Consider the following 19,293-nt stretch of genomic DNA (forward strand, 5'->3'; position numbering starts at 1 on the left):
CTAACCTAATATACAAAACTACTATTTTTATACAGACTTCACTTCCTAAACTCCTGTGGGTCTACATTATACTTTTTCAACAATTTTTGAAGAGATTGTCTTTCTATGTTTGCAAGTTTTGCTGCTTGTGATATGTTACCTTTAGTAAAGGATAATAGATTTCTTAAATACTTAGTTGTAAAGTTTGTATCATTCATTTTCTTTGCTAGGTTATAATCAAAAATCATTGCATGTTTATCTTCAATTCCGGTTATTTCTTTTGGTAAATGATTTAATTCTATAAATTGTCCCTTTGCAAAAGCAATTATACATGCTTCATTTACAACGTTTTGAAGTTGCCTTACATTCCCAGGCCAAGAATAATTTATAAGTGCTTCTAATGCATCTTTTGAAAAACCTTTAACGTCAGCATTGTATTTTTTATTAAACTCTTCTAAAAAGTAATAAGCAAGAACAGGAATATCCTCTTTCCTTTCTCTAAGTGGAGGAATTTCTATTTTTATACCCTCTAATCTATAGTATAAATCTTCTCTGAACTTGCCCTGATTTACCAATTCTTTTAAATCTTTGTTTGTTGCTGCAATGACTCTTACATCAACTTTCTTAGCACTTACATCACCTATCCTTCTAACTTCCTTATCTTGTAAAAATCTTAAAAATTTTGCTTGAAGATCTAATGGAAGCTCAGATATTTCGTCTAAGAAAATTGTTCCACCGTCTGCAAGTTCTAAGATACCTGGTCTATCGTTTTCTGCACCGGTATATACCCCTTTTTTAGCTCCGAAGAATTCTGACTCCATAACATCTTTTGAGATGGTAGCACAGTTAACCGGTAAAAAGACATTGTTTCTTCTCTGACTTGCTTCGTGTATTGCTTTTGCAAAAAGCTCTTTTCCAACACCACTTTCTCCATAAATAAGAATAGTAAAATCGAAATTTGCAATTTTTATTGAATAATCAATAACTTCTTGCATTAATGGATTAATCGTTATTATATTTTTAAACTTATCTCTTGACTTGATAACGTTTAATTGAGATTTATAGTATTCACTTTCCTTAATTGCTTTAGTCTTTTTAACAGCATTTTCTATTAGCTTCCAAATCTTCTCGTCATTAAAATCCACAGGTTTAGCTATATAATCGTATGCTCCATTTTTCATACATTCCACTGCTGTATCAACTGTTCCGTAAGCTGTAAGTATAATAAAGCTTATAAAATTATTATACTTTCTAATCTCTTTTAGGAATTCATTGCCAGCAAGGTTTGGCATTTTTAAATCAGAAATAATAAGGTCATAATCATTTGTTTTAACAACCTCTACAGCATTTAAAGGATCAGATTCTATATCTACTCTATATCCTTCTTCCTCTAAGATTTCTTTAAAAGATACTAACAAATCCTCTTCATCATCTACTATAAGAATGTATCCTTTTTCCATTAATTTTCCTCGTTAAATAATGGGAATGTTAGAATAAATTCAGTCCCCTCGCCTTCTTTGCTATTGACTAATATTTTACCACCATGATCCTGAAGAATTCTATAGCTCACAGCAAGACCAAGTCCTGTCCCCTTTTCTTTGGTCGTAAAAAATGGTTCAAAAATCTTATCTAAAATATCTTCCGATATTCCTTTGCCAGTATCTTTAATCACAACTCTTACATTCTCAGTTCTTTTAAGAGGCGTAATCTTTATCGTTATTTTACCTTTATTTTCTATAGCCTCTATTGCATTTAAAATTAAATTAATAAATAGCTGTATTAATGCATTCTTATCACCTTTTACATAAGCATCCACTAATTTCTTTGAAAACGAAATATTACTTTTCTGCGCTTGGAGTATCGCTAATTTTATTGCTTCCTCAACAACTTCTCTAAGATTTACTTTTTCAGCCTTTGTATAGTATGGTTTAGAAAAATTTAATAATCTTTCTATTATATCCGTTGCTCTAATTACATTTCTTTCAATCCTTTCAATCGATTCTAAAATATTATCAATATTGTCAACATTCGAACATAATTTTTGAATTCTTCTTTTTACCATAAAGGCATTTTGATTTATAATTGCTAATGGATTTTTTATCTCATGTGAAATACCAGCAGCCAATCTACCAATAACTGCAAGTTTTTCTGACTGGATAATTTGATTCTCCATTTCTTCTTTTTCTGTAACATCTTCAAAGACTATAACCAAACCATTTAATACTTCTTCAGAAGAGATTGGAAAAGCTTTTACCTCGAAAATTCTGCTTAATGCTTGATCTTTAATTTTTATTTCAAATTCTTTTTTTGTATAAAGGACATCTTCTAAGTATACTTTTATTGAGTCAAAAAATGGGAAAACTTCAAATAAATTTTGGTTAATCGTAGTTTCATAGCTTGTAAACTTTCTTGCAAAATTATTTAAAATTTCTATATTAAAATCTCTATCTAAAACTACAATACCTATATTCACAGCTTCTATAGTTCTATAAATTAAATCCCTTAATTTAACTATTTCCAAAAAGTAATTTGTTTTTGCAATAATATTTGAGATAGAATTAGCATATGTAATCAAATATTCAATCTCTTCTGGCGTTAATGAAGTTTTAGAATAAACTACCAGATAACCTAAAAGATCTTTTTCATCTTTTAGAGGTATATAAATTAATTTTTCGTCTTCAAAGGTCGATACTATAGTTTTATCTTTCATTTCTTCTGTGATGATCCTTAAATTTGGAATAAAGCCTTCTTTCTTAAATAAATTTTCATTTGAAATATAAATGTATGCACCAGCATATCCTAAATCTATTAAACCTTCTATAATTTTTTGAGCCATTTCATTTAAAGAAATCTCTTTTATTATGAAAGTATTAAGTTTAAATAATTCTTTTAGTTTTTTATAGGCTAATTGTAATTTAAGCTCAAGTTTTTCATATTCTCTTTTTACTTCTATCTCTATTGTTCTTGCAATTTTCTTCTTAAATTCCTCTTGATTTTCTTCCAAATTTTCTTTATATTCCAAAATTTTTAAATATACAAAAAATAATAAAATTAATGCAATACCATAGCTAACAAAATTTGAATTTATTAAACTTAAAATAAAAGATACAGAGATAGCACTCAACCAAATTTTTTCAATGATTTCAGATTTTTGATTTAAAATTACCAATCCTAAAAAATAAAAAGCTTTTATAAATTTGAAATCCTGGAAAAAATTAATAATCAGTGTTAAACTAATATAGTAAGCTGTGACAATGGATAGTATTTTAATATTCTCTTTTTTAAATTTTGCATGAAGTATTAAAGATAAAAAGAATAAAGATAAAATATCAAAATTTATTCCTTTATATTTGAGTAAATAATCTATAATATATATTAAAATAGCTAATATAATAAAAATATCTTTTCGCTTAATTGTATTTGTAAGAAAAGAGATTAAATAGTAAACTATGGTTATAGCAACAACCGCTTCCAATTCATTAAACCTTTGTAATTATGCTTTTTTTTCATAGAAAATTACCTGTATTTTATTAATGTAATATTATACAAAATTTATTGATGAGGAAATAAAAAATGAATTTGAATGAGATAAAAGAAATTGCGAAAAAGTTTACACCAGAAGAAATTGAAATGTGTATAAATGAGACTCTAAAAAATGGTGAACCTTCTCCTCAAGAATGTAAGGTATCCGGTGATATAGTAGAAAAATTAAACACTTTGGCAAAAGCGCAATTCGTTAGAGAGCTTGTAGAAAAAGGATACAGTGAAATAGATGCAATCAGAGAACTTGCAAGAAAGATTAGAGAAGTTCAATCAATTAAATAGAAGTGAGAAAGTGAAAAATGGAAAGTAATAGAAAGTGCTTTCAAATTTTAACTAAGTCTAAAAATTAATTAAATTTTTTATTTTAATTTTGTATCCTGCGAAGAATCTCCTCCCTTTCTTACCTATTACTTCTCACTTCTTATTTTCTCATTTTTTAAAAGAGGAGATCTTTTAGACTAAAGTTCTCAGGATGACAAAGCCACCTAATGCTGTCATCGTATATTAAATATACTAAAAATTTTTTAAACTATAAGAGAATAAGTTTTATAATAATTATAGACATGAGAGAAAAAAGGAAGGACAGATCAAGTGACTGTCATTGGTCTTTTAAGACCGCTGTAGAATGTTTTAGACTGTCCTTCCTCTACTTCCTACAACCTGAATCAGAACATTAGGCTTTTAAGCCTGTATTTAACTACGATGATAGGTTATCAGGAAGTTTCTTTCATGTCAAGTATTTTATGAAAAGAGGTATTCTTATGAATGGCTACAAAATAGTCATAGGAGTTGATGTATCTAAAAACTCATTTACTGCTACAGTTTTGTATGATAACAAAAAGAAAATTTTGAAGTTAAATCTGACCCGGTTGAGTTTGAAATGAAAATAAAGCCTTACCTTAAGAAGTTTAAAAAGTCAGATATGCTTATCATAATGGAGCATACAGGAGTTTACCATTTAAAGCTTGCTAATTATCTGTATGAAAATGGTTATAAAGTAGCAGTAGTAAATCCATTTTCAATAAAGAAATTTATGGAAGCTAAAATGACAAGAGTTAAAACAGATAAAGCTGATTCATTCTTTATAGCAGAGTATGGAAGAACGTTTTTCGATGGAGAGCTTTATAAACCAAAATCAGATGTAGAAAAAGAAATAGAAGTAAAACTAAAGATATTGGAAGACTTACAACAGCAGCTTACAATGCTAAGAAACAAAAGAGAATCATTAAGTCATGTACCAATGAAAAAATTGAAAGAGAATTTAGAATATTACGATGAGCTAATTAGAAAAATAGAAAAAAACATAAAAGAACTTGAGAAAGAGATAAAAGAATTGTCTAAGAAGAATTATCAAGAGGAATACAAACTTTTAAAAAGCATACCTGGTATAAGTGATAGGACTATAGGAATGATAATATCAGTATATGGAAATTTTGAAAGATTTAAGAGTGTAAAAGATATATCGAGTTTTATAGGAATCAGTCCAAGCCCATATGAAAGTGCAGCATGTGTAAAGAAAAGTGGCTGGATAAAGAAGATGGGAAATCCATATGCAAGGAAAATATTATACATGGCAGCATTATCAGCAATAAGGTTTAACAAATACTGCAGAGAATTATACGAAAGATTAGTAAGTAAAGGTAAGGCTAAAAAGTTAGCATTAGTGGCTGTAGCACATAAGTTATTAAGGCAAGCATATGGTGTATTAAAAAGCAGAAGACCATTTGATGAAAATTTTTGTACTTGACATTTAACATAGAACATCCTGAGGACCTTAGTCCGAAGGATCTCCTCTTTTAAATTCCATAAAAAACACTAATTTCTCACCCAAGGTATAATAAAGAAGGATAAATAAGTATTTTATACATCGCGCGTTGCACAAAGCGATTTAAGTTATAATATTCTTTTAAAAATTAACATTTGGAGATAGTTTATGCTCAGATTTTTGAATGCTGGAGAGTCTCATGGTCCTGCCTTAACGGCTATTATTGAAGGGTATCCATCAAACGTAAAAATCACAACAGATAGAATAAATAAAGAACTTGCAAGAAGGCAGAAAGGATACGGTCGCGGCGGAAGAATGAAGATAGAGAAGGATACTGTTGAAATTCTTTCTGGTGTTAGATTTGGTATTACTCTTGGATCTCCGATAACTTTGGTGGTTAGAAACAAAGACTGGGAAAATTGGACTGATATTATGGCTATAGAAGGAGACTCAACAAACAAAAGACAGATATTAGAGCCAAGACCGGGTCATGCAGACCTTACAGGTGGCATAAAATATGGTTTTTATGATTTAAGAAATATATTAGAGAGAGCATCGGCAAGGGAGACAACAACAAGAGTGGCAGTTGGTGCTTTATGTAAAATTCTTCTTGAGGATATCGGAATAAAAATAGGAAGCTATGTTTTGTCCATCGGGGAGAAAAAGATAGATAAATCAGAAATTGAAAGTATATCTTACGAAGATAGATTTAATAATGCTGAAAATTCTGAGCTTAGACTTCCAATCTTAGGCAAAGATGAAGAGTTTAAAGAATACATAGATAAAGCAAAAGAGGATGGGGAAAGTCTTGGCGGTATTTTTGAAGTTTATGCACTAAACGTTCCTGTTGGACTTGGAAGTTATAGTCAATGGGATACAAGACTTGATGGTAAAATAGCACAGGCTATAATGAGTATTCAGGCAATAAAAGGTGTTGAAATTGGAGAAGGTTTTAATTTAGCATACCTGCCCGGTTCACAGGCGCATGATGAGATTTTTTACAGCAAAGAGAGAGGATTTTATAGAAAAACAAATAGAGCAGGTGGACTGGAAGGCGGAATGACTAACGGAGAACCAATAATCGTAAGAGCTGCAATGAAGCCAATTCCAACATTGATGAGGCATAAGTCTTTACAATCTGTAAATGTAATAACAAAAGAACCTTTTGATGCAGCAAAAGAAAGGTCAGATATTACAGCTGTTCCGGCGGCTGCAGTAGTGGCAGAAAGCATGCTTGCTTTTGTTCTTGCAAGAGAAATTCTTGAAAAGTTTGGAAGCGACAACTGGATACAGATAAAAGAAAGAATAGAAAAATACAGACAGGATGTTTTAAACTACTGATGAAAGTTTTGCAAGTTGTTGATGGTACAGGCTGGGGCGGTACAAAGGAGCAGGTCTATCTAACAACCAGAGAGTTGAAAAAGCAAGAAATAGATGTTCATATTGCTTTAAATTTTGAATATTATGAAATGATTGAAAAACTAAAACCTTACAATGTTCCAATTCATTTTTTTGAAGAAAACAAACCAAATGCACGTTATAGATGGTCTAATTACAAAAGACTGATAGAGATAGTCAATCAAAATAATTTTGATATAGTAGTTGCAAACTCTCCAAAAGCAATGGATTATGTAAGCATTTCTTCTTTGTTTTTTAAAAACAAGCCAAAAATCGTTGCGGTAAGAAGGTCTGGAAGGGTTCCGTCGTTTTTATCAAAATGGTTAAAATACTCAAAAGCAGACAAAATAGTTGTAGTGTCCCAGCAAGTAGCAGATTTACTTAAAGAGAAAAACTTCTTTCCGGAAAGGCTTTTAGTGATAAAAAGCGGTGTAGACCTTGAAAGATTTAAGCCTAATCCAGAAGTAAGAGCTTTAAAGAGAAGAGAGTTGAACATATCAGAAAATTATAAAGTTTTTATAAACGTTGCAAATTGGCAAGTTCAAGTAAAAGCACAAGATAAACTGATAGAAGCTTTTTCTAAAATAAAAAGAGATGATGTAAAGCTGATTCTTGTTGGGCTTGATACCGATAAGTACGCTTTAGAGTATACAAAAAGGTTTTCAGTGGAAGATAAAGTTATCGGGCTTGGATATAGGAAAGATGTTCCAGAGCTTTTAAACATGGCAGATTATTTTGTTTTATCTTCAAACTTAGAAGGAATAGCAGGAGCATTACTCCAAGCTATGGCTGTTGGAAAAGTTGTTATTTCGACCCTTGCAGGCGGAATTGGAGAGTATCTGATAGATGGATACAACGGCTTTTCTGTACCGGTTGGAGATTTTGAGACTTTAAAAGAAAAGATGATAAAAGCATTAAATCTATCAGAGGAAGAATATAAAACCATCTCAGAAAATGCAATCAAAACAGCATCTAAGTATTCTATCCAAAACACCGTCAAAGGATATATAGATCTTTTTAAGGAACTTTTAAATGGCTGAAGTATTTGTGATTTACTATCATAAAATCCTGCCAAGATTTGGATTTGATGTTTTTTATAAAACCTTTGATTTGGAGATGAAAATTTTAAAAAGCTTTTATAACGTTGTAAGTCTTGATGAAGTTGAGCAATATATAAAAGAAGATAAGAGACCAAACAAGCCCACTGTTGCAATAACCTTTGATGACGGCTATGTAGATAACTTTGTATACGCTTATCCAATTTTAAAAAAATACAATCTTAAAGCAACAATATTTCCTATAGCATCAAGAATTCTCCAGAAAGATTTTGTACGACCAACCCTTTTTGATTATTGGCAAGGAAAAGTGTCATTTAAAGAATTACACCAGCCAAAAACGATGGCACAAGCTAATTTAGAGTATTTAAAACACGGCGTCAAAGACACAAAAGATTGGGATTTTTTAACAGTGGCAGAACTAAACAAGATGAAAGATGTGTTTGATGTTGGCGGTCATGCATACCTTCATTCAAGGGTTTTTTATGATGAAGAAATAATTGATTTTTATGATGGTAAAAATGGACATTGGAGTTTTTATTATGCCTATGGAGAAGAACCAAAAATTGGCTTCCCTATCCTAAAATCTCAAAACAACCTTGCAGTTGAAAGGTCTTATATAAAAAAAGAAGTAAAAGATTATGTAAAAAGTTTAGATGAAAGTTATTTTAAACAAAAAGATTGGAAAATTAGATTAAAAAAAGAATTGTTAAAAAAGTTTGATAAAATTGTAGATAAAGAGCCAATGCAAGAGAGAAAAGAAAGAGTGATAAAAGAATTACAAGAGTCTAAATCTATGCTTGAAAGCATGATAAATCAAAAAATTAGACATTTTGCCTATCCATTTGGACATTATGACGATTTACTTGTAGAGTTAGTCGGATTATTTTTTGAAACTGCATTTACAACAGAAAAGGATGTGATAAAGTCAAAAACAAATTTACATAAAATTCCACGTTTTGGCATTCCAAAAGACATTTCAAGTTTCATAGCAGTACTTGGAAAAGCTAAGATAAAAGGAGCTAAATCATGAGAGTAGAGGATTTTTTAAAAAACGGTAAAGAAAAAATAGCAATTGTTGGATTAGGATACGTAGGACTTCCTTTGGCTGTTTTATTTGATACAAAGTTTAATGTTATCGGCTTTGATATTAATCCAGCAAGAATAAAAGAGTTAAAACAAGGTTTTGACAGGACAAAAGAAGTTGAAAAAGAAAAACTTTTAAACTGTCAGATAGAATTTACTGACAATCCTGAAAAGCTAAAAGAAGCAAGAGTTATTATCATCACAGTTCCAACGCCTGTTGACAAGCACAATATACCAGATTTAAGACCAATCATATCAGCAACTAAAACAGTAGGAAAGTATTTGAAAAAAGGCTCTATAGTAGTATATGAATCTACTGTTTATCCAGGCTTAACAGAAGAAGAATGCGTTCCTATTTTACAGCAGGAAAGTGGTTTGAAATGGAAAGAAGATTTTAACGTTGGATACTCGCCAGAAAGGGTTAATCCGGGGGATAAAAATCACACGATAGATAAAATCATAAAAGTAGTTGCGGGGGATACACCAAAAATTACCGAATTTTTAGCACAACTTTATGGAAGTGTCATAACAGCAGGAATTCACAGAGCACCTAATATAAAAACAGCAGAAGCTGCAAAAGTTATAGAAAACACTCAAAGAGATTTAAACATTGCATTAATGAACGAGCTTTCTATAATCTTTAACAAAATAGGGATTGATACAAAAGAAGTTTTAGAAGCAGCAGGGACAAAGTGGAACTTTTTAAAATTTGAGCCAGGACTTGTAGGTGGTCATTGTATTGGAGTAGACCCATACTATCTAACCTTCAAAGCACAAGCAATTGGCTACCATCCGGAAGTTATACTTGCAGGAAGAAGAATTAATGACTACATGGGAAAATACGTTGCAGAAAACACAGTAAAAAAACTAATCAAAGCAGGAAAACAGATAAAAGGAAGTAAAGTCCTTATTCTTGGTCTTACGTTTAAAGAAAACATCTCTGATATAAGAAATACAAAAGTTATAGATGTAGTCAATGAACTAAAAGACTTTGGAATCAACGTTTATGTTTATGACCCATACGCCTACCCAGAGGAAGTAAAGCATGAGTATGGAATAGATTTACTTGAAGATATTAACTCTCAAAAACCCTACGACGCTGTAATAGTTGCAGTCAGACACAATGTTTTTATGCAAGAAAAAGACCTTAGCTTTTACAAAAACTTGATGAATTCTAATCCTGTACTTATAGACATAAAAGGCATATACGATAAAGAAAAAGCCATCAAAAACGGATTTTTGTATTGGAGATTGTGAAGAAATTAGGAGACTGTTCCAAAAACCAATAGTGTTATTCTGAAGCCGTGTGAAGAATCTCGTATTTTTCTTTTCAAGTCAAAAAATCAAAAAGGAGATCCTTCGGACTTACGTCCTCAGGATGTTCTATGTTAAATGTCAAGTGCAAAAATTTTCATCAAATGGTCATTTATTCTTTAATACACCATATGCCTGCCTTAATAACTTATGTGCTACAGCTACTAATGCTAACTTTTTAGCCTTACCTTTACTTACTAATCTTTCGTATAATTCTCTACAGTATTTGTTAAACCTTATTGCTGATAATGCTGCCATGTATAATATCTTTCTTGCATATGGATTTCCCATCTTCTTTATGGGAGTTAAAATTTAAAATAATGTTGTGTCTAAATAAAATTATAAGGAGGAGTAGTAATGGATAAGAAAGAATACTTTGAAAAAATATTAGACAGATCAACTGAAGAATTAGTAAAAGAACTTTTCCCAAACGGTATAACAACTCAAGAAAAGATAGGTATAAGAAAGCTTTTAGAATCTGTTGTAGAACTGGTCATGAACCAAGAAAGAAATTTCTTCCTTGAAAATGATGAAGATAACAAAGCAAATGGATACTACGAAAGAAACCTAAATACTGGTTCTTTCAAGCTTAACATAATGCAAACCATCGGCTATGTTTAGTTCATTTACAAAAGAATGTTAGAAATATGTTTTTTAAAATATCCAGAAAGTCTAAGAAAGCACATATACACAACAAATACAGTGGAAAGTGTTAATAGTATAATAGAGAAGGTAAGAATAAATTTAGGATATTTTCAATTTGTGGATATTCTTGAGATAAATCTGCTTATACAAAGAGATAATTTAAAGAATAGAAAATGGAAAAAGCCTATACCTGCTTTTAAAGGAGCTTCTTATGAAATTCTACAATTGTTTAATAAAAAGTTTTCGATCCAGACACAAAATTATTGACAAGTCTCGTCTAAAATATCCTGATCGGTCTTAAAAGACCAATGACAAGAACTTGATCTGCCCTTCCTTTTTTCTCCCATGCCTATAATTATTATAAAATCTTATTCTCTTATAGTTTAAAAATTTTTGGTATATTTAATATACGATGACAAAGAAAGTGAAAAGGTGAGAAGTTAGAAGTAAAGTATTGTTATTCTAAAGCCGAGCGGATAATATCCTACTGTTATTGAATTTTTCACCCGACTTGTATAGAATTTTTTATATCATATAGAGTAAATTTAACAAAACAGTTTAAAAGGAACCAATAAATGAAAAAATGGTTAATCATATTAATTTTGATAGCGATAGGCTATTATGTCTCTCAAAACGTTAGAAAATGGCAAGAAAAATATCATTCGGTTGTTTTTGAAGAAAGTAATAATAAATCAAATGAAGAAAATCCTTCAATTACATACAAAACTTCTATAGACAAGCTTAAATCATTAAAAGAAGAAGACAAAAACCAATCTGAAACTTCTAATGTAAATGAAGAAAAACCAAAGGATAAAGACAAAGAAGCAGAGAAAAAAGCAGAAGAGGAAATTAAAAAATTAGTTGGAGTTCAGCCACCTAAAAAAGAAGAATCCTTTATTGAAAAAGTAGAAAATTTTATTAAAATGATTAAAGAAAAGATTGTTGGAGGAAATCAATGACGGATTTTAAATTTAACACGATAGATGAAGCCATAGAAGATATTTTAAACGGAAAAATGGTTATTGTTGTAGATGACCCAGACAGGGAAAATGAAGGAGACCTTGTTTGTGCAGCAGAAAAAGTAACGCCAGAAATCATAAATTTTATGGCAAAAGAAGGTAGAGGATTAATCTGCTTATCTATGCTGCCAGAAAGACTCAAAGAGCTTGATATCCAACTAATGACAACCAACAACACAGACCCAAAGGGAACTGCTTTTTGTGTATCTATTGATGCACATCCAAAATATGGAATAACAACAGGTATATCTGCTTATGAAAGAGCAACTACGGTAAAATTAGCAGTTAGCCCGGAAGCTAAACCACAGGATTTTGTAAGACCGGGACACGTATTCCCGTTAATGGCTAAAAAAGGTGGGGTATTAGAAAGAACGGGACACACAGAAGCTTCTGTTGACCTTGCAAGACTTGCAGGTTTATATCCTGCTGGCGTTATATGTGAAATTATGAAAGAAGATGGTACAATGGCAAGACTTCCTGATTTGATGGAGTTTGCAAAAAAACACAATCTTAAAATCATTACAATTGCAGACTTAGTTAAATACAGACTGAAAAAAGAAAAGCTTGTTTCAAGAGAAGCAGAGGCATTCTTACCTACAAAGTATGGTGTATTTAAGATATATGGTTACAAAAGTTTAGTTGATAATACTGAGCATGTAGCACTTGTGATGGGAGAAATAAGAGAAGATGAGTCTGTTCTTGTAAGAGTTCATTCAGAATGTTTGACAGGTGATATATTTGGTTCTTTAAGATGTGATTGTCAAAATCAATTACACTTAGCACTTAAAAAGATAGCTGAAGAAGGTAAAGGTGTTTTAGTATACATGAGAGGACATGAAGGAAGAGGAATTGGAATTATTAATAAATTAAAAGCATACAGGCTTCAAGATGAAGGTTATGATACAGTTGAAGCAAATCATAAACTTGGATTTAATGCAGATTTAAGAGATTTTGGAACAGGTGCACAAATTCTATTAGACCTTGGAGTTAAAAAAATGAGACTTATGACAAATAATCCAAGAAAGATAGTAGCTTTAGAAGGCTTTGGACTTGAAATCGTTGAAAGGGTACCTATTGTTACACAAACAAATCCACATAATGAAAAGTATATAAAAGCTAAAAAAGATAAACTCGGACATATGATAGAAGGATTGGAAGACTTAAAATGCGATATTTAAGCTATCTGGCATTTTTGCTGATGTATCTATTTTTAACCTCCTGTGAAAAAGGTTTAGAGCTTTTTCAGGAGAAAGATTTACTTGAAAGACCAACTTCAAAAAGATGCGCAGAATGTCATGAGAATATATACAATCAGTTTAAAGAATCAAGGCATGCAATGTCTTGGATAAGTCCAGAATTTAAAAGAGGAAGTGAAAATTACTCAAAAGAAAAATGTCTTTCATGTCATGCACCTTATGAGATAACCATTAATGAAAAACCAAAGCTTAGAGATGCACACAGAGAAGATGGAGTTAACTGTGTAGCCTGTCACTTTAAAGATTCTACAAAAAGTATGCATGGACCTTACGATGTATTTTCTCCACCCCATCCGTCAACACAAGATTTAATATATACAAAAGCAGAAGTATGCTCAGGATGCCATCAAGAAACATACAAACAATGGAAAATGGTCAGCACAGATAAAAACTGTCAACAGTGTCATATGCCTGCCGAAAAAGGAAGCTTGATTCAAAAATTTCCATTTACATACATGCACCTACCAAAGGAAGTTCATCATCACGGATTTATAGTTCCAAAATCAAAACAAGAATTTTTTGAAGTAAAGGCAGAAAAAACAGATAAGACACTAAAACTCACAATCTTAAATAAAAAAGTTCCCCATAATGTACCAACAGCAGATAACGGAAAGCCTAAATACTACGCTGATGTGACCTTTTTTAAAGACGGAAAAGAAGTTTATTCTGACAGCATAACAGTTCTTCCAAATGATCCGTTCGTAAATGGTAAAGAAAAAGTTTTAGAATTTAACTCAGTAGCAGATTTTGACAAAGTTAGAGTAGTTTTAAGCAGAAAATTATCTTGGCAGGAAAAACCAGAAAAAATAGCATCTTATGACTTTTAGACCATTAAACCCAAACGAGAAAGAAATAATAAAAAGTTTCTTAAAAGATATCTTTGAAAGAGATTTTGATGATTCTTTTTTTAGCGAAAACAACAATCCAACAGTTTTAGAAATAAATGGTCAAATCATAGGATTTTTAAGCTACTTTTATATTTTAGATGAAGCAGAGCTTTTTCTAATAGCTGTCAAAAAAGAGTTTCAAGGTTTAGGATATGGTAAAATTTTGTTAGAGTATCTTTTGAATAAGCTAAAAGAGAATAACGTAAAGGTTTGCTACTTAGAAGTTTCTTTAAAAAATTCAAGAGCAATCAATCTATACAAAAAGCTTGGTTTTTATGAATATGGTTATAGAGAAAAGTATTATTCAAGCTTAGACGATGCAATTTTGATGAAAAAGGAGCTATAAATGGAGATAAGAGGAAGAAAATTAGAACTTTTAATACCGGAAGATAAAATTCAAGAAAAAGTCAAAGAACTTGCAAAAGCTGTAAGTAGAGAATTCAATGGCGAAGAGCTTTATGTTATAGGCATTTTAAAAGGTTCATTTATGTTTTTTGCTGATTTGGTAAGAAATTTGGAAGGAAAAATTTTTATTGATTTTATGCAGGTATCTTCCTATAAAACAGAGATGGAAAGTTTTGGAGAGGTTATCTTTATAAAAGATATGTCTGTTGACATTAAAGATAAAAACGTATTGATTGTAGACGACATTATAGATACAGGAAGAACTTTAAAAGCTTTAGTTGAAGCATTATCTTTAAGAGAGCCAAAAAAATTAAAAACATGTGTGCTTTTAGATAAAAGAGAAAGAAGAGAAGTGGATTATAATGCTAATTTTTACGGGTTTGAAATTCCGGATAAATTTGTGGTTGGATATGGACTTGATTGGGCGGAAGAAGGAAGAAACTTAAAAGAAATTTATGCGGTAGTTTGAGGAATTTTATATGGGGAAAAAATTATTTGAAGGTATATACAAGTTTAAAAATCAAGATTTTGAAAAATACAAAGATATATTTGAAAAACTTAAGGATAAACAAAATCCACATACCTTATTTATTGGATGTTCAGATTCTAGAATAATTCCAGATTTAATAATAAAAACTATGCCCGGCGAGCTTTTTACAGTTAGAAATATAGCTAATATAGTACCACCGTATAGAGATACACAAGAATACGTTGCAACCACCTCTGCCATAGAGTACGCAGTTTTAGTCTTAAATGTTGAAAATATAGTAGTCTGCGGGCACTCAAACTGTGGCGGATGTTATAGTGCATTACATAAAGAAAATTTAGAAAACATTCCTCATGTTAAAAAATGGATTGAATTGATAGAACCATCGGTCGATTATGCGAAGAAAATTTGTATAGAAAATAATGAACTTAAATTAGAGATGGCGGTTGAACAGATAAACATAGTAAATCAGATTAAAAATCTTTTGACATATCCATTTGTAAAAGAACGATTTGAAGATGGAAAATTAAACATATATGGCTGGTATTATGTTATAGATACTGGAGACATTTATAACTACGATATGGAAGATGGAACGTTTAAACTAATAACTTAGGAGAGAGAAATCATGAAAATGGTAGATGTTTCTATAAAGTTTGAAACTATTAGAGAGGCAATAGCTGAAGGGAAAATATACTTGTCTAAGGAAACAGTAGAGCTTATAAGGAATAAACAAATTCCAAAGGGAGATGTACTCACAGCTTCCATGATGGCTGGAATGATGGGGGCAAAAAAAACACCTGAGATATTACCTTTTTGCCATCCAATCATGATAGACCAAGCATTTGTAGAAGTTGAGCTTCATGAAGATGGAGTATATGCAAAATCTTTTGTTAGATGCATAGGCAGAACCGGCGTAGAAATGGAAGCCTTAACGGCAGTTTCTGCTGCACTTTTAAATGTGTATGATATGTGTAAAGCTTTTGATAAAAATATGATTATCTCAGATATTAAACTTTTATCTAAAAAAGGCGGAAAATCTGACTATGAAGAAGACCTTTCTGGCTTAAATTGTGCGGTAATCACTTTAAGTGATTCATGTTATAAAGGTAAGGCTCAAGACAAAAGCGGAAAAACAGCAATAGATATTATCGAAAATGAATTTGGTGGCAAGGTTTTGGATTATACAATCCTTCCTGATGATAAGGAAAAATTAGTAGAAAAACTCAAATCTTTAATAGATAAAGTAGATATTATCTTTACAACAGGCGGAACAGGATTTAGTAAAAGAGACAATGCTCCGGAAGCAACAAAAGAAGTGATAGAAAAGGAGATGATAGGCTTTTCTGAAGCTATGAGAATCGTCGGAATTAAATTTACTCCAAAATCTCTTTTGTCAAGAGCTGTTTGTGGTATAGCAGGAGACCATACCTTAATAATCAATTTACCGGGTAGCACCGGCGGAGTAAAAGATAATTTAAGAATGATTGCACCATTGTTAAAACATGCAATCAGAATGGCAAAAGGTGAAAAGAAACATTGAAAAATAAAGCTTTAATCGTTTTTGCTTTAATGTGGAATAAAAATAAGCAAAATTACTTAACAAAAGCCATAGATGAATTACAAAAAAATTTTGGAAGTATCATTCTTCAATCAAAAGAATTTGGCTTAGAATACTCTCATTATTATGAAAAAGAGATGGGAGAAGGTTTGATAAAGAAATTTATTCTTTTTGATGAAATAATAGACAAAGAAGACAGTGTAAAAATAAAAAAGTACTCTATGGAGTTAGAAGATAGTTTACGTGTAGACGGCAGAAGGACAGTTAACATAGACCCGGTTTACGTTGATGAATATCAAGTTGTAGCACTTAGCCATAAAGACAAGGGTTCAAGAATATATTTATCAAACGGCGTTTATGCTGAAATACAGCTACTTTACCATCATGGAAGTTTTCAGCCACTGCTATGGAGTTATTTAGATTATAAAGAAAATGCCGATTTTTTTAATGAAGTACGAAGAATTTATTTGAAAAATAAGAAAGTTAGAGAGCGAGATAGTGAGATGCAAGATGTTAATAAAATTTATTGCTCTTCCTCGTCGTACATTACATCTTAAATTTGTAGAAATTGCTTACATCTTAAACAAAATTTGATAAATACATTGCAGTTACAGTGTCCATTGTTTGGACATGATTTATAATCCATGGTTTAAAAACATTTTCAAGATAATCTTTTACTGTTTTTATATCTCCTTTCTCTTTAAGTATCTTTTCTAAGGATTTTAACTCATACAAAACTCTGTCATGTTCTGCTCTGTGCATTGGATATGCAAAAAAGTTGTATTTTTCCATTAATCCTTGCTCAAATGTAAAATGATTGATAACATCATTTAAAAACTCATCAAAGTATTTTAAAATTTCAGCTGCATCTTCATTTTTAACAATTGCATCATAAAGCTTATTTACTATTTCAATTTCTACATCATGAACTTCGTTCATATCATTTAATGCAACTCTTGGAATTTCATTCTCTTTTATTAGCATTTTTTTATCTCCTAATTAAAGATTTTAAGACCATTATATCTGAATTTTAATTTAAAATCAATCCTCTAATAGAGGGTGTTCCAATAATAGAAGGTGTTCTAAAAAAGTTTTTAATAAAGGTATCATCTTGCCTGTCATTTTGTAGCTGTGCGAAGAATCTTTGCCTTCATGTCTCTATTCTGTCATTCTGAGCGAAGCGAAGAATCTAATTTTCTCTCTTTTTAAAGGAAGTGATCCTTCAGCCTTCGGCTTCAGGATAACAAAAAATGTAAACTTAAAAAATTTGGAACATATTCCCTTCTCACTTATTCAAATTGTCTTATGTGATAAAATAAAAAATTAAATTTATTTCAATTTAAAGGGGTATGCGTTGAAAGTTGATGTAAAAATAAAGTTAATAATTGTTTTTCTTTTGCTTGTTGGGTCTATTTATCTAATGATGACAAAACAGCCAAAGCTTGGCTTGGATATCCAAGGTGGTGTAAGTATCACATTAAAAGTTGACATTGATAAAGTAATCAACGACCAATACGCACATCTTGGAAAGGACATAGAAAAGAAATTTAAAGAAAATGGCATAGAGCTTTTAAATTACAAAATAGAAAATCAATCTCTAACGTTGGTTCTTTTAGACCCAACAAAGATAGACAAAGCAAAAGAGGTTCTTAAAAAGGAGTTTCCGCAGGTAGTTGTTGAAGATAAAGACGGCAATCTATTAGTTAGATTTACAGATTGGGAGTTAAACAGAATAAAAACTCAAACTATGAAACAAGCAGTAGAGACTTTAAGAAACAGAATTGACCAATTTGGAACGCTTTCTGCAAACATCACTCAAAAAGGCAAAGATAGGGTATTGGTTGAAATACCGGGTGTTATAGACTTAAACAGAGCCAAATCTATCATTGGAAAAACTGCACAACTTGAACTAAAAGAAGTTGTAAATTCTGCTTTAAGTAAAGAAGAGTTATTAAAAGATTATCCAAATGGCTTGCCTGATGACCTTGAAATCTTGGAAGGTCAAGAAGAAGTAGTAAACGGTCAGCCTGTAAAAGAATGGTTTTTAGTTAAAAAAACTCCTGTTATAACGGGAGCTATGCTTAAAGATGCAAGGGTTTCAACAGACCAAGCAGGAAATCCGGCGGTTAATTTTGAGCTTACATCAGAAGGAGCAGAAATATTTGGTGAAGCTACAAGTAAAATGATTGGTAAAAGGCTTGCAATAGTTCTTGATGGAAAGGTTATGTCTGCACCTGTGATTAGGTCAAGAATAACATCATCAGGACAGATAACGGGAAGATTTACAACAGAAGAGGCTAATGATTTAGCGGTAGTTTTAAGAGCCGGAGCATTACCCGCACCGGTAGAAATAATAGAAGAAACAGTAATCGGTCCAACCCTTGGAAAAGAATCTATCGATAAAACTCTAACAGCAGGAATTGTATCTTTTGTTCTCGTTGGACTTTTTATGATATTCAGATATGTAGTATCAGGATTTATTGCAGTAGTTGCACTTCTTTTCAACTTAATGCTGCTTTGGGTGACAATGCTTTTATTTGACATTACTTTAACACTTCCGGGTATTGCAGGTATCATATTAAACATAGGTATGGGTGTTGATGGAAACGTTGTTATCTTTGAAAGAATAAAAGAAGAGCTTAAAAATGGTAAAACACTAAGAGTTGCCATAGAAGAAGGATTTAAAAGAGGTTTTAATGCAGTTTTTGACTCACACATAACAGTAATAATTGCAGCACTTGCTTTACTTGAGTTTGGAAATGCACCACTTAAAGGCTTTGCAGCAACACTATCTATTGGTACATTCATAAACTTATTTACTGCTGTATTTTTAACAAAAATGCTGCTTGATTTAGTCCTCGGCGGCAAAAAATACTTTAAATACGCTGTTTAG

At 31.2% G+C, this 19,293-nt stretch carries 18 protein-coding genes and 3 pseudogenes; 17 read left to right on the forward strand and 4 right to left on the reverse strand.

Translation table 11 applies throughout. The annotated features are described in order from the left end of the window. Positions 1-38: 38 nt before the first annotated feature. Positions 39-1,439, reverse strand: coding sequence for a sigma-54 dependent transcriptional regulator (locus SYO3AOP1_RS08945; protein WP_012460402.1), 1,401 nt, complete (start codon positions 1,437-1,439; stop codon positions 39-41). Further along, the gene (locus tag SYO3AOP1_RS08950; RefSeq protein ID WP_012460403.1) at positions 1,439-3,454 is read right to left on the reverse strand and encodes an ATP-binding protein; all 2,016 of its coding nucleotides are present in this window, start codon (positions 3,452-3,454) and stop codon (positions 1,439-1,441) included. Before SYO3AOP1_RS08950 ends, SYO3AOP1_RS08945 begins: the two co-directional genes overlap by 1 nt. Positions 3,455-3,552: 98 nt before the next feature. Here SYO3AOP1_RS08950 and SYO3AOP1_RS08955 point away from each other — a divergent pair, with 98 nt between their 5' ends. The 6 genes and pseudogenes from SYO3AOP1_RS08955 (at position 3,553) to SYO3AOP1_RS08980 (ending at position 10,083) form a co-directional block, all read left to right on the forward strand. Further along, positions 3,553-3,804, forward strand: a complete 252-nt coding sequence (locus SYO3AOP1_RS08955) for a hypothetical protein (RefSeq protein WP_012460404.1) — start codon at positions 3,553-3,555, stop codon at positions 3,802-3,804. 479 nt (positions 3,805-4,283) lie between these two features. Beyond that, positions 4,284-5,269: pseudogene (locus SYO3AOP1_RS08960) on the forward strand (IS110 family transposase). 186 nt (positions 5,270-5,455) lie between these two features. Next, positions 5,456-6,628, forward strand: coding sequence for a chorismate synthase (gene aroC / locus SYO3AOP1_RS08965; protein WP_012460406.1), 1,173 nt, complete (start codon positions 5,456-5,458; stop codon positions 6,626-6,628). Next, positions 6,628-7,725, forward strand: a complete 1,098-nt coding sequence (locus SYO3AOP1_RS08970) for a glycosyltransferase (RefSeq protein ID WP_012460407.1) — start codon at positions 6,628-6,630, stop codon at positions 7,723-7,725. The genes aroC and SYO3AOP1_RS08970 overlap by 1 nt, the downstream gene beginning before the upstream one ends. Then, a complete protein-coding gene (locus SYO3AOP1_RS08975) occupies positions 7,718-8,773 on the forward strand; it encodes a polysaccharide deacetylase family protein (protein WP_012460408.1) in 1,056 nt (351 codons plus the stop codon). Before SYO3AOP1_RS08970 ends, SYO3AOP1_RS08975 begins: the two co-directional genes overlap by 8 nt. Then, complete coding sequence (locus SYO3AOP1_RS08980; protein ID WP_041674624.1) at positions 8,767-10,083, forward strand: nucleotide sugar dehydrogenase; 1,317 nt, start codon at positions 8,767-8,769, stop codon at positions 10,081-10,083. The genes SYO3AOP1_RS08975 and SYO3AOP1_RS08980 overlap by 7 nt, the downstream gene beginning before the upstream one ends. A gap of 165 nt (positions 10,084-10,248) precedes the next feature. On the opposite strand, the pseudogene SYO3AOP1_RS08985 reads toward SYO3AOP1_RS08980, so the two are convergent. Next, a pseudogene (locus SYO3AOP1_RS08985) lies at positions 10,249-10,440 on the reverse strand (transposase); the annotation flags it as partial. Positions 10,441-10,497: 57 nt separating this feature from the next. Here SYO3AOP1_RS08985 and SYO3AOP1_RS09810 point away from each other — a divergent pair. The 10 genes and pseudogenes from SYO3AOP1_RS09810 (at position 10,498) to SYO3AOP1_RS09035 (ending at position 16,957) form a co-directional block, all read left to right on the forward strand. After that, positions 10,498-10,761: a hypothetical protein gene (locus SYO3AOP1_RS09810; protein ID WP_041674626.1), complete on the forward strand. Its 264-nt coding sequence runs from the start codon at positions 10,498-10,500 to the stop codon at positions 10,759-10,761. A gap of 33 nt (positions 10,762-10,794) precedes the next feature. Next, positions 10,795-11,052, forward strand: a pseudogene (locus SYO3AOP1_RS09815) (IS256 family transposase); the annotation flags it as partial. A 308-nt stretch (positions 11,053-11,360) separates the two neighbouring features. Next, on the forward strand, positions 11,361-11,744 hold the full coding sequence (locus SYO3AOP1_RS09000) for a hypothetical protein (RefSeq protein WP_012460410.1): 384 nt from the start codon (positions 11,361-11,363) through the stop codon (positions 11,742-11,744). Next, positions 11,741-12,982 carry a bifunctional 3,4-dihydroxy-2-butanone-4-phosphate synthase/GTP cyclohydrolase II gene (locus SYO3AOP1_RS09005; RefSeq protein WP_012460411.1) on the forward strand — a complete coding sequence of 414 codons (1,242 nt, stop codon included), beginning with the start codon at positions 11,741-11,743 and terminating at the stop codon, positions 12,980-12,982. Before SYO3AOP1_RS09000 ends, SYO3AOP1_RS09005 begins: the two co-directional genes overlap by 4 nt. A gap of 20 nt (positions 12,983-13,002) precedes the next feature. Beyond that, on the forward strand, positions 13,003-13,887 hold the full coding sequence (locus SYO3AOP1_RS09010) for a multiheme c-type cytochrome (RefSeq protein ID WP_156769265.1): 885 nt from the start codon (positions 13,003-13,005) through the stop codon (positions 13,885-13,887). Continuing rightward, positions 13,877-14,293 (forward strand): ribosomal protein S18-alanine N-acetyltransferase, encoded by a 417-nt coding sequence (gene rimI, locus SYO3AOP1_RS09015; RefSeq protein WP_012460413.1) that lies wholly within the window; start codon positions 13,877-13,879, stop codon positions 14,291-14,293. Before SYO3AOP1_RS09010 ends, rimI begins: the two co-directional genes overlap by 11 nt. Beyond that, entirely contained in the window at positions 14,294-14,821 is a 528-nt protein-coding gene (hpt, locus tag SYO3AOP1_RS09020) for a hypoxanthine phosphoribosyltransferase (protein WP_012460414.1), read from the forward strand. A 10-nt stretch (positions 14,822-14,831) separates the two neighbouring features. Next, positions 14,832-15,455, forward strand: coding sequence for a carbonic anhydrase (locus SYO3AOP1_RS09025; protein ID WP_012460415.1), 624 nt, complete (start codon positions 14,832-14,834; stop codon positions 15,453-15,455). A 12-nt stretch (positions 15,456-15,467) separates the two neighbouring features. Continuing rightward, entirely contained in the window at positions 15,468-16,382 is a 915-nt protein-coding gene (gene moaCB, locus SYO3AOP1_RS09030; RefSeq protein WP_012460416.1) for a bifunctional molybdenum cofactor biosynthesis protein MoaC/MoaB, read from the forward strand. Beyond that, complete coding sequence (locus SYO3AOP1_RS09035) at positions 16,379-16,957, forward strand: DUF4416 family protein (protein ID WP_012460417.1); 579 nt, start codon at positions 16,379-16,381, stop codon at positions 16,955-16,957. Before moaCB ends, SYO3AOP1_RS09035 begins: the two co-directional genes overlap by 4 nt. Before the next feature lie 22 nt (positions 16,958-16,979). Here the strand turns inward: SYO3AOP1_RS09035 and SYO3AOP1_RS09040 are convergent, their stop codons facing one another. After that, entirely contained in the window at positions 16,980-17,384 is a 405-nt protein-coding gene (locus tag SYO3AOP1_RS09040) for a hemerythrin family protein (protein ID WP_012460418.1), read from the reverse strand. 370 nt (positions 17,385-17,754) lie between these two features. On the opposite strand from SYO3AOP1_RS09040, the gene secD reads away from it, so the two are divergent. Then, positions 17,755-19,293, forward strand: coding sequence for a protein translocase subunit SecD (secD, locus tag SYO3AOP1_RS09045; RefSeq protein WP_012460419.1), 1,539 nt, complete (start codon positions 17,755-17,757; stop codon positions 19,291-19,293).

It is taken from the genome of Sulfurihydrogenibium sp. YO3AOP1, from assembly GCF_000020325.1.
Classification (GTDB): domain Bacteria; phylum Aquificota; class Aquificia; order Aquificales; family Hydrogenothermaceae; genus Sulfurihydrogenibium.

Excerpts from the sequence above, each read along its gene's own strand:
- SYO3AOP1_RS08945 (WP_012460402.1), bottom strand. The coding sequence starts at position 1,439 with ATGGAAAAAGGATACATTCTTATAGTAGATGATGAAGAGGATTTGTTA.
- SYO3AOP1_RS08955 (WP_012460404.1), top strand. The coding sequence starts at position 3,553 with ATGAATTTGAATGAGATAAAAGAAATTGCGAAAAAGTTTACACCAGAA.
- aroC (WP_012460406.1), top strand. The coding sequence starts at position 5,456 with ATGCTCAGATTTTTGAATGCTGGAGAGTCTCATGGTCCTGCCTTAACG.
- SYO3AOP1_RS08970 (WP_012460407.1), top strand. The coding sequence starts at position 6,628 with ATGAAAGTTTTGCAAGTTGTTGATGGTACAGGCTGGGGCGGTACAAAG.
- SYO3AOP1_RS08975 (WP_012460408.1), top strand. The coding sequence starts at position 7,718 with ATGGCTGAAGTATTTGTGATTTACTATCATAAAATCCTGCCAAGATTT.
- SYO3AOP1_RS09810 (WP_041674626.1), top strand. The coding sequence starts at position 10,498 with ATGGATAAGAAAGAATACTTTGAAAAAATATTAGACAGATCAACTGAA.
- SYO3AOP1_RS09000 (WP_012460410.1), top strand. The coding sequence starts at position 11,361 with ATGAAAAAATGGTTAATCATATTAATTTTGATAGCGATAGGCTATTAT.
- SYO3AOP1_RS09005 (WP_012460411.1), top strand. The coding sequence starts at position 11,741 with ATGACGGATTTTAAATTTAACACGATAGATGAAGCCATAGAAGATATT.
- SYO3AOP1_RS09010 (WP_156769265.1), top strand. The coding sequence starts at position 13,003 with ATGTATCTATTTTTAACCTCCTGTGAAAAAGGTTTAGAGCTTTTTCAG.
- rimI (WP_012460413.1), top strand. The coding sequence starts at position 13,877 with ATGACTTTTAGACCATTAAACCCAAACGAGAAAGAAATAATAAAAAGT.
- hpt (WP_012460414.1), top strand. The coding sequence starts at position 14,294 with ATGGAGATAAGAGGAAGAAAATTAGAACTTTTAATACCGGAAGATAAA.
- SYO3AOP1_RS09025 (WP_012460415.1), top strand. The coding sequence starts at position 14,832 with ATGGGGAAAAAATTATTTGAAGGTATATACAAGTTTAAAAATCAAGAT.
- moaCB (WP_012460416.1), top strand. The coding sequence starts at position 15,468 with ATGAAAATGGTAGATGTTTCTATAAAGTTTGAAACTATTAGAGAGGCA.
- SYO3AOP1_RS09040 (WP_012460418.1), bottom strand. The coding sequence starts at position 17,384 with ATGCTAATAAAAGAGAATGAAATTCCAAGAGTTGCATTAAATGATATG.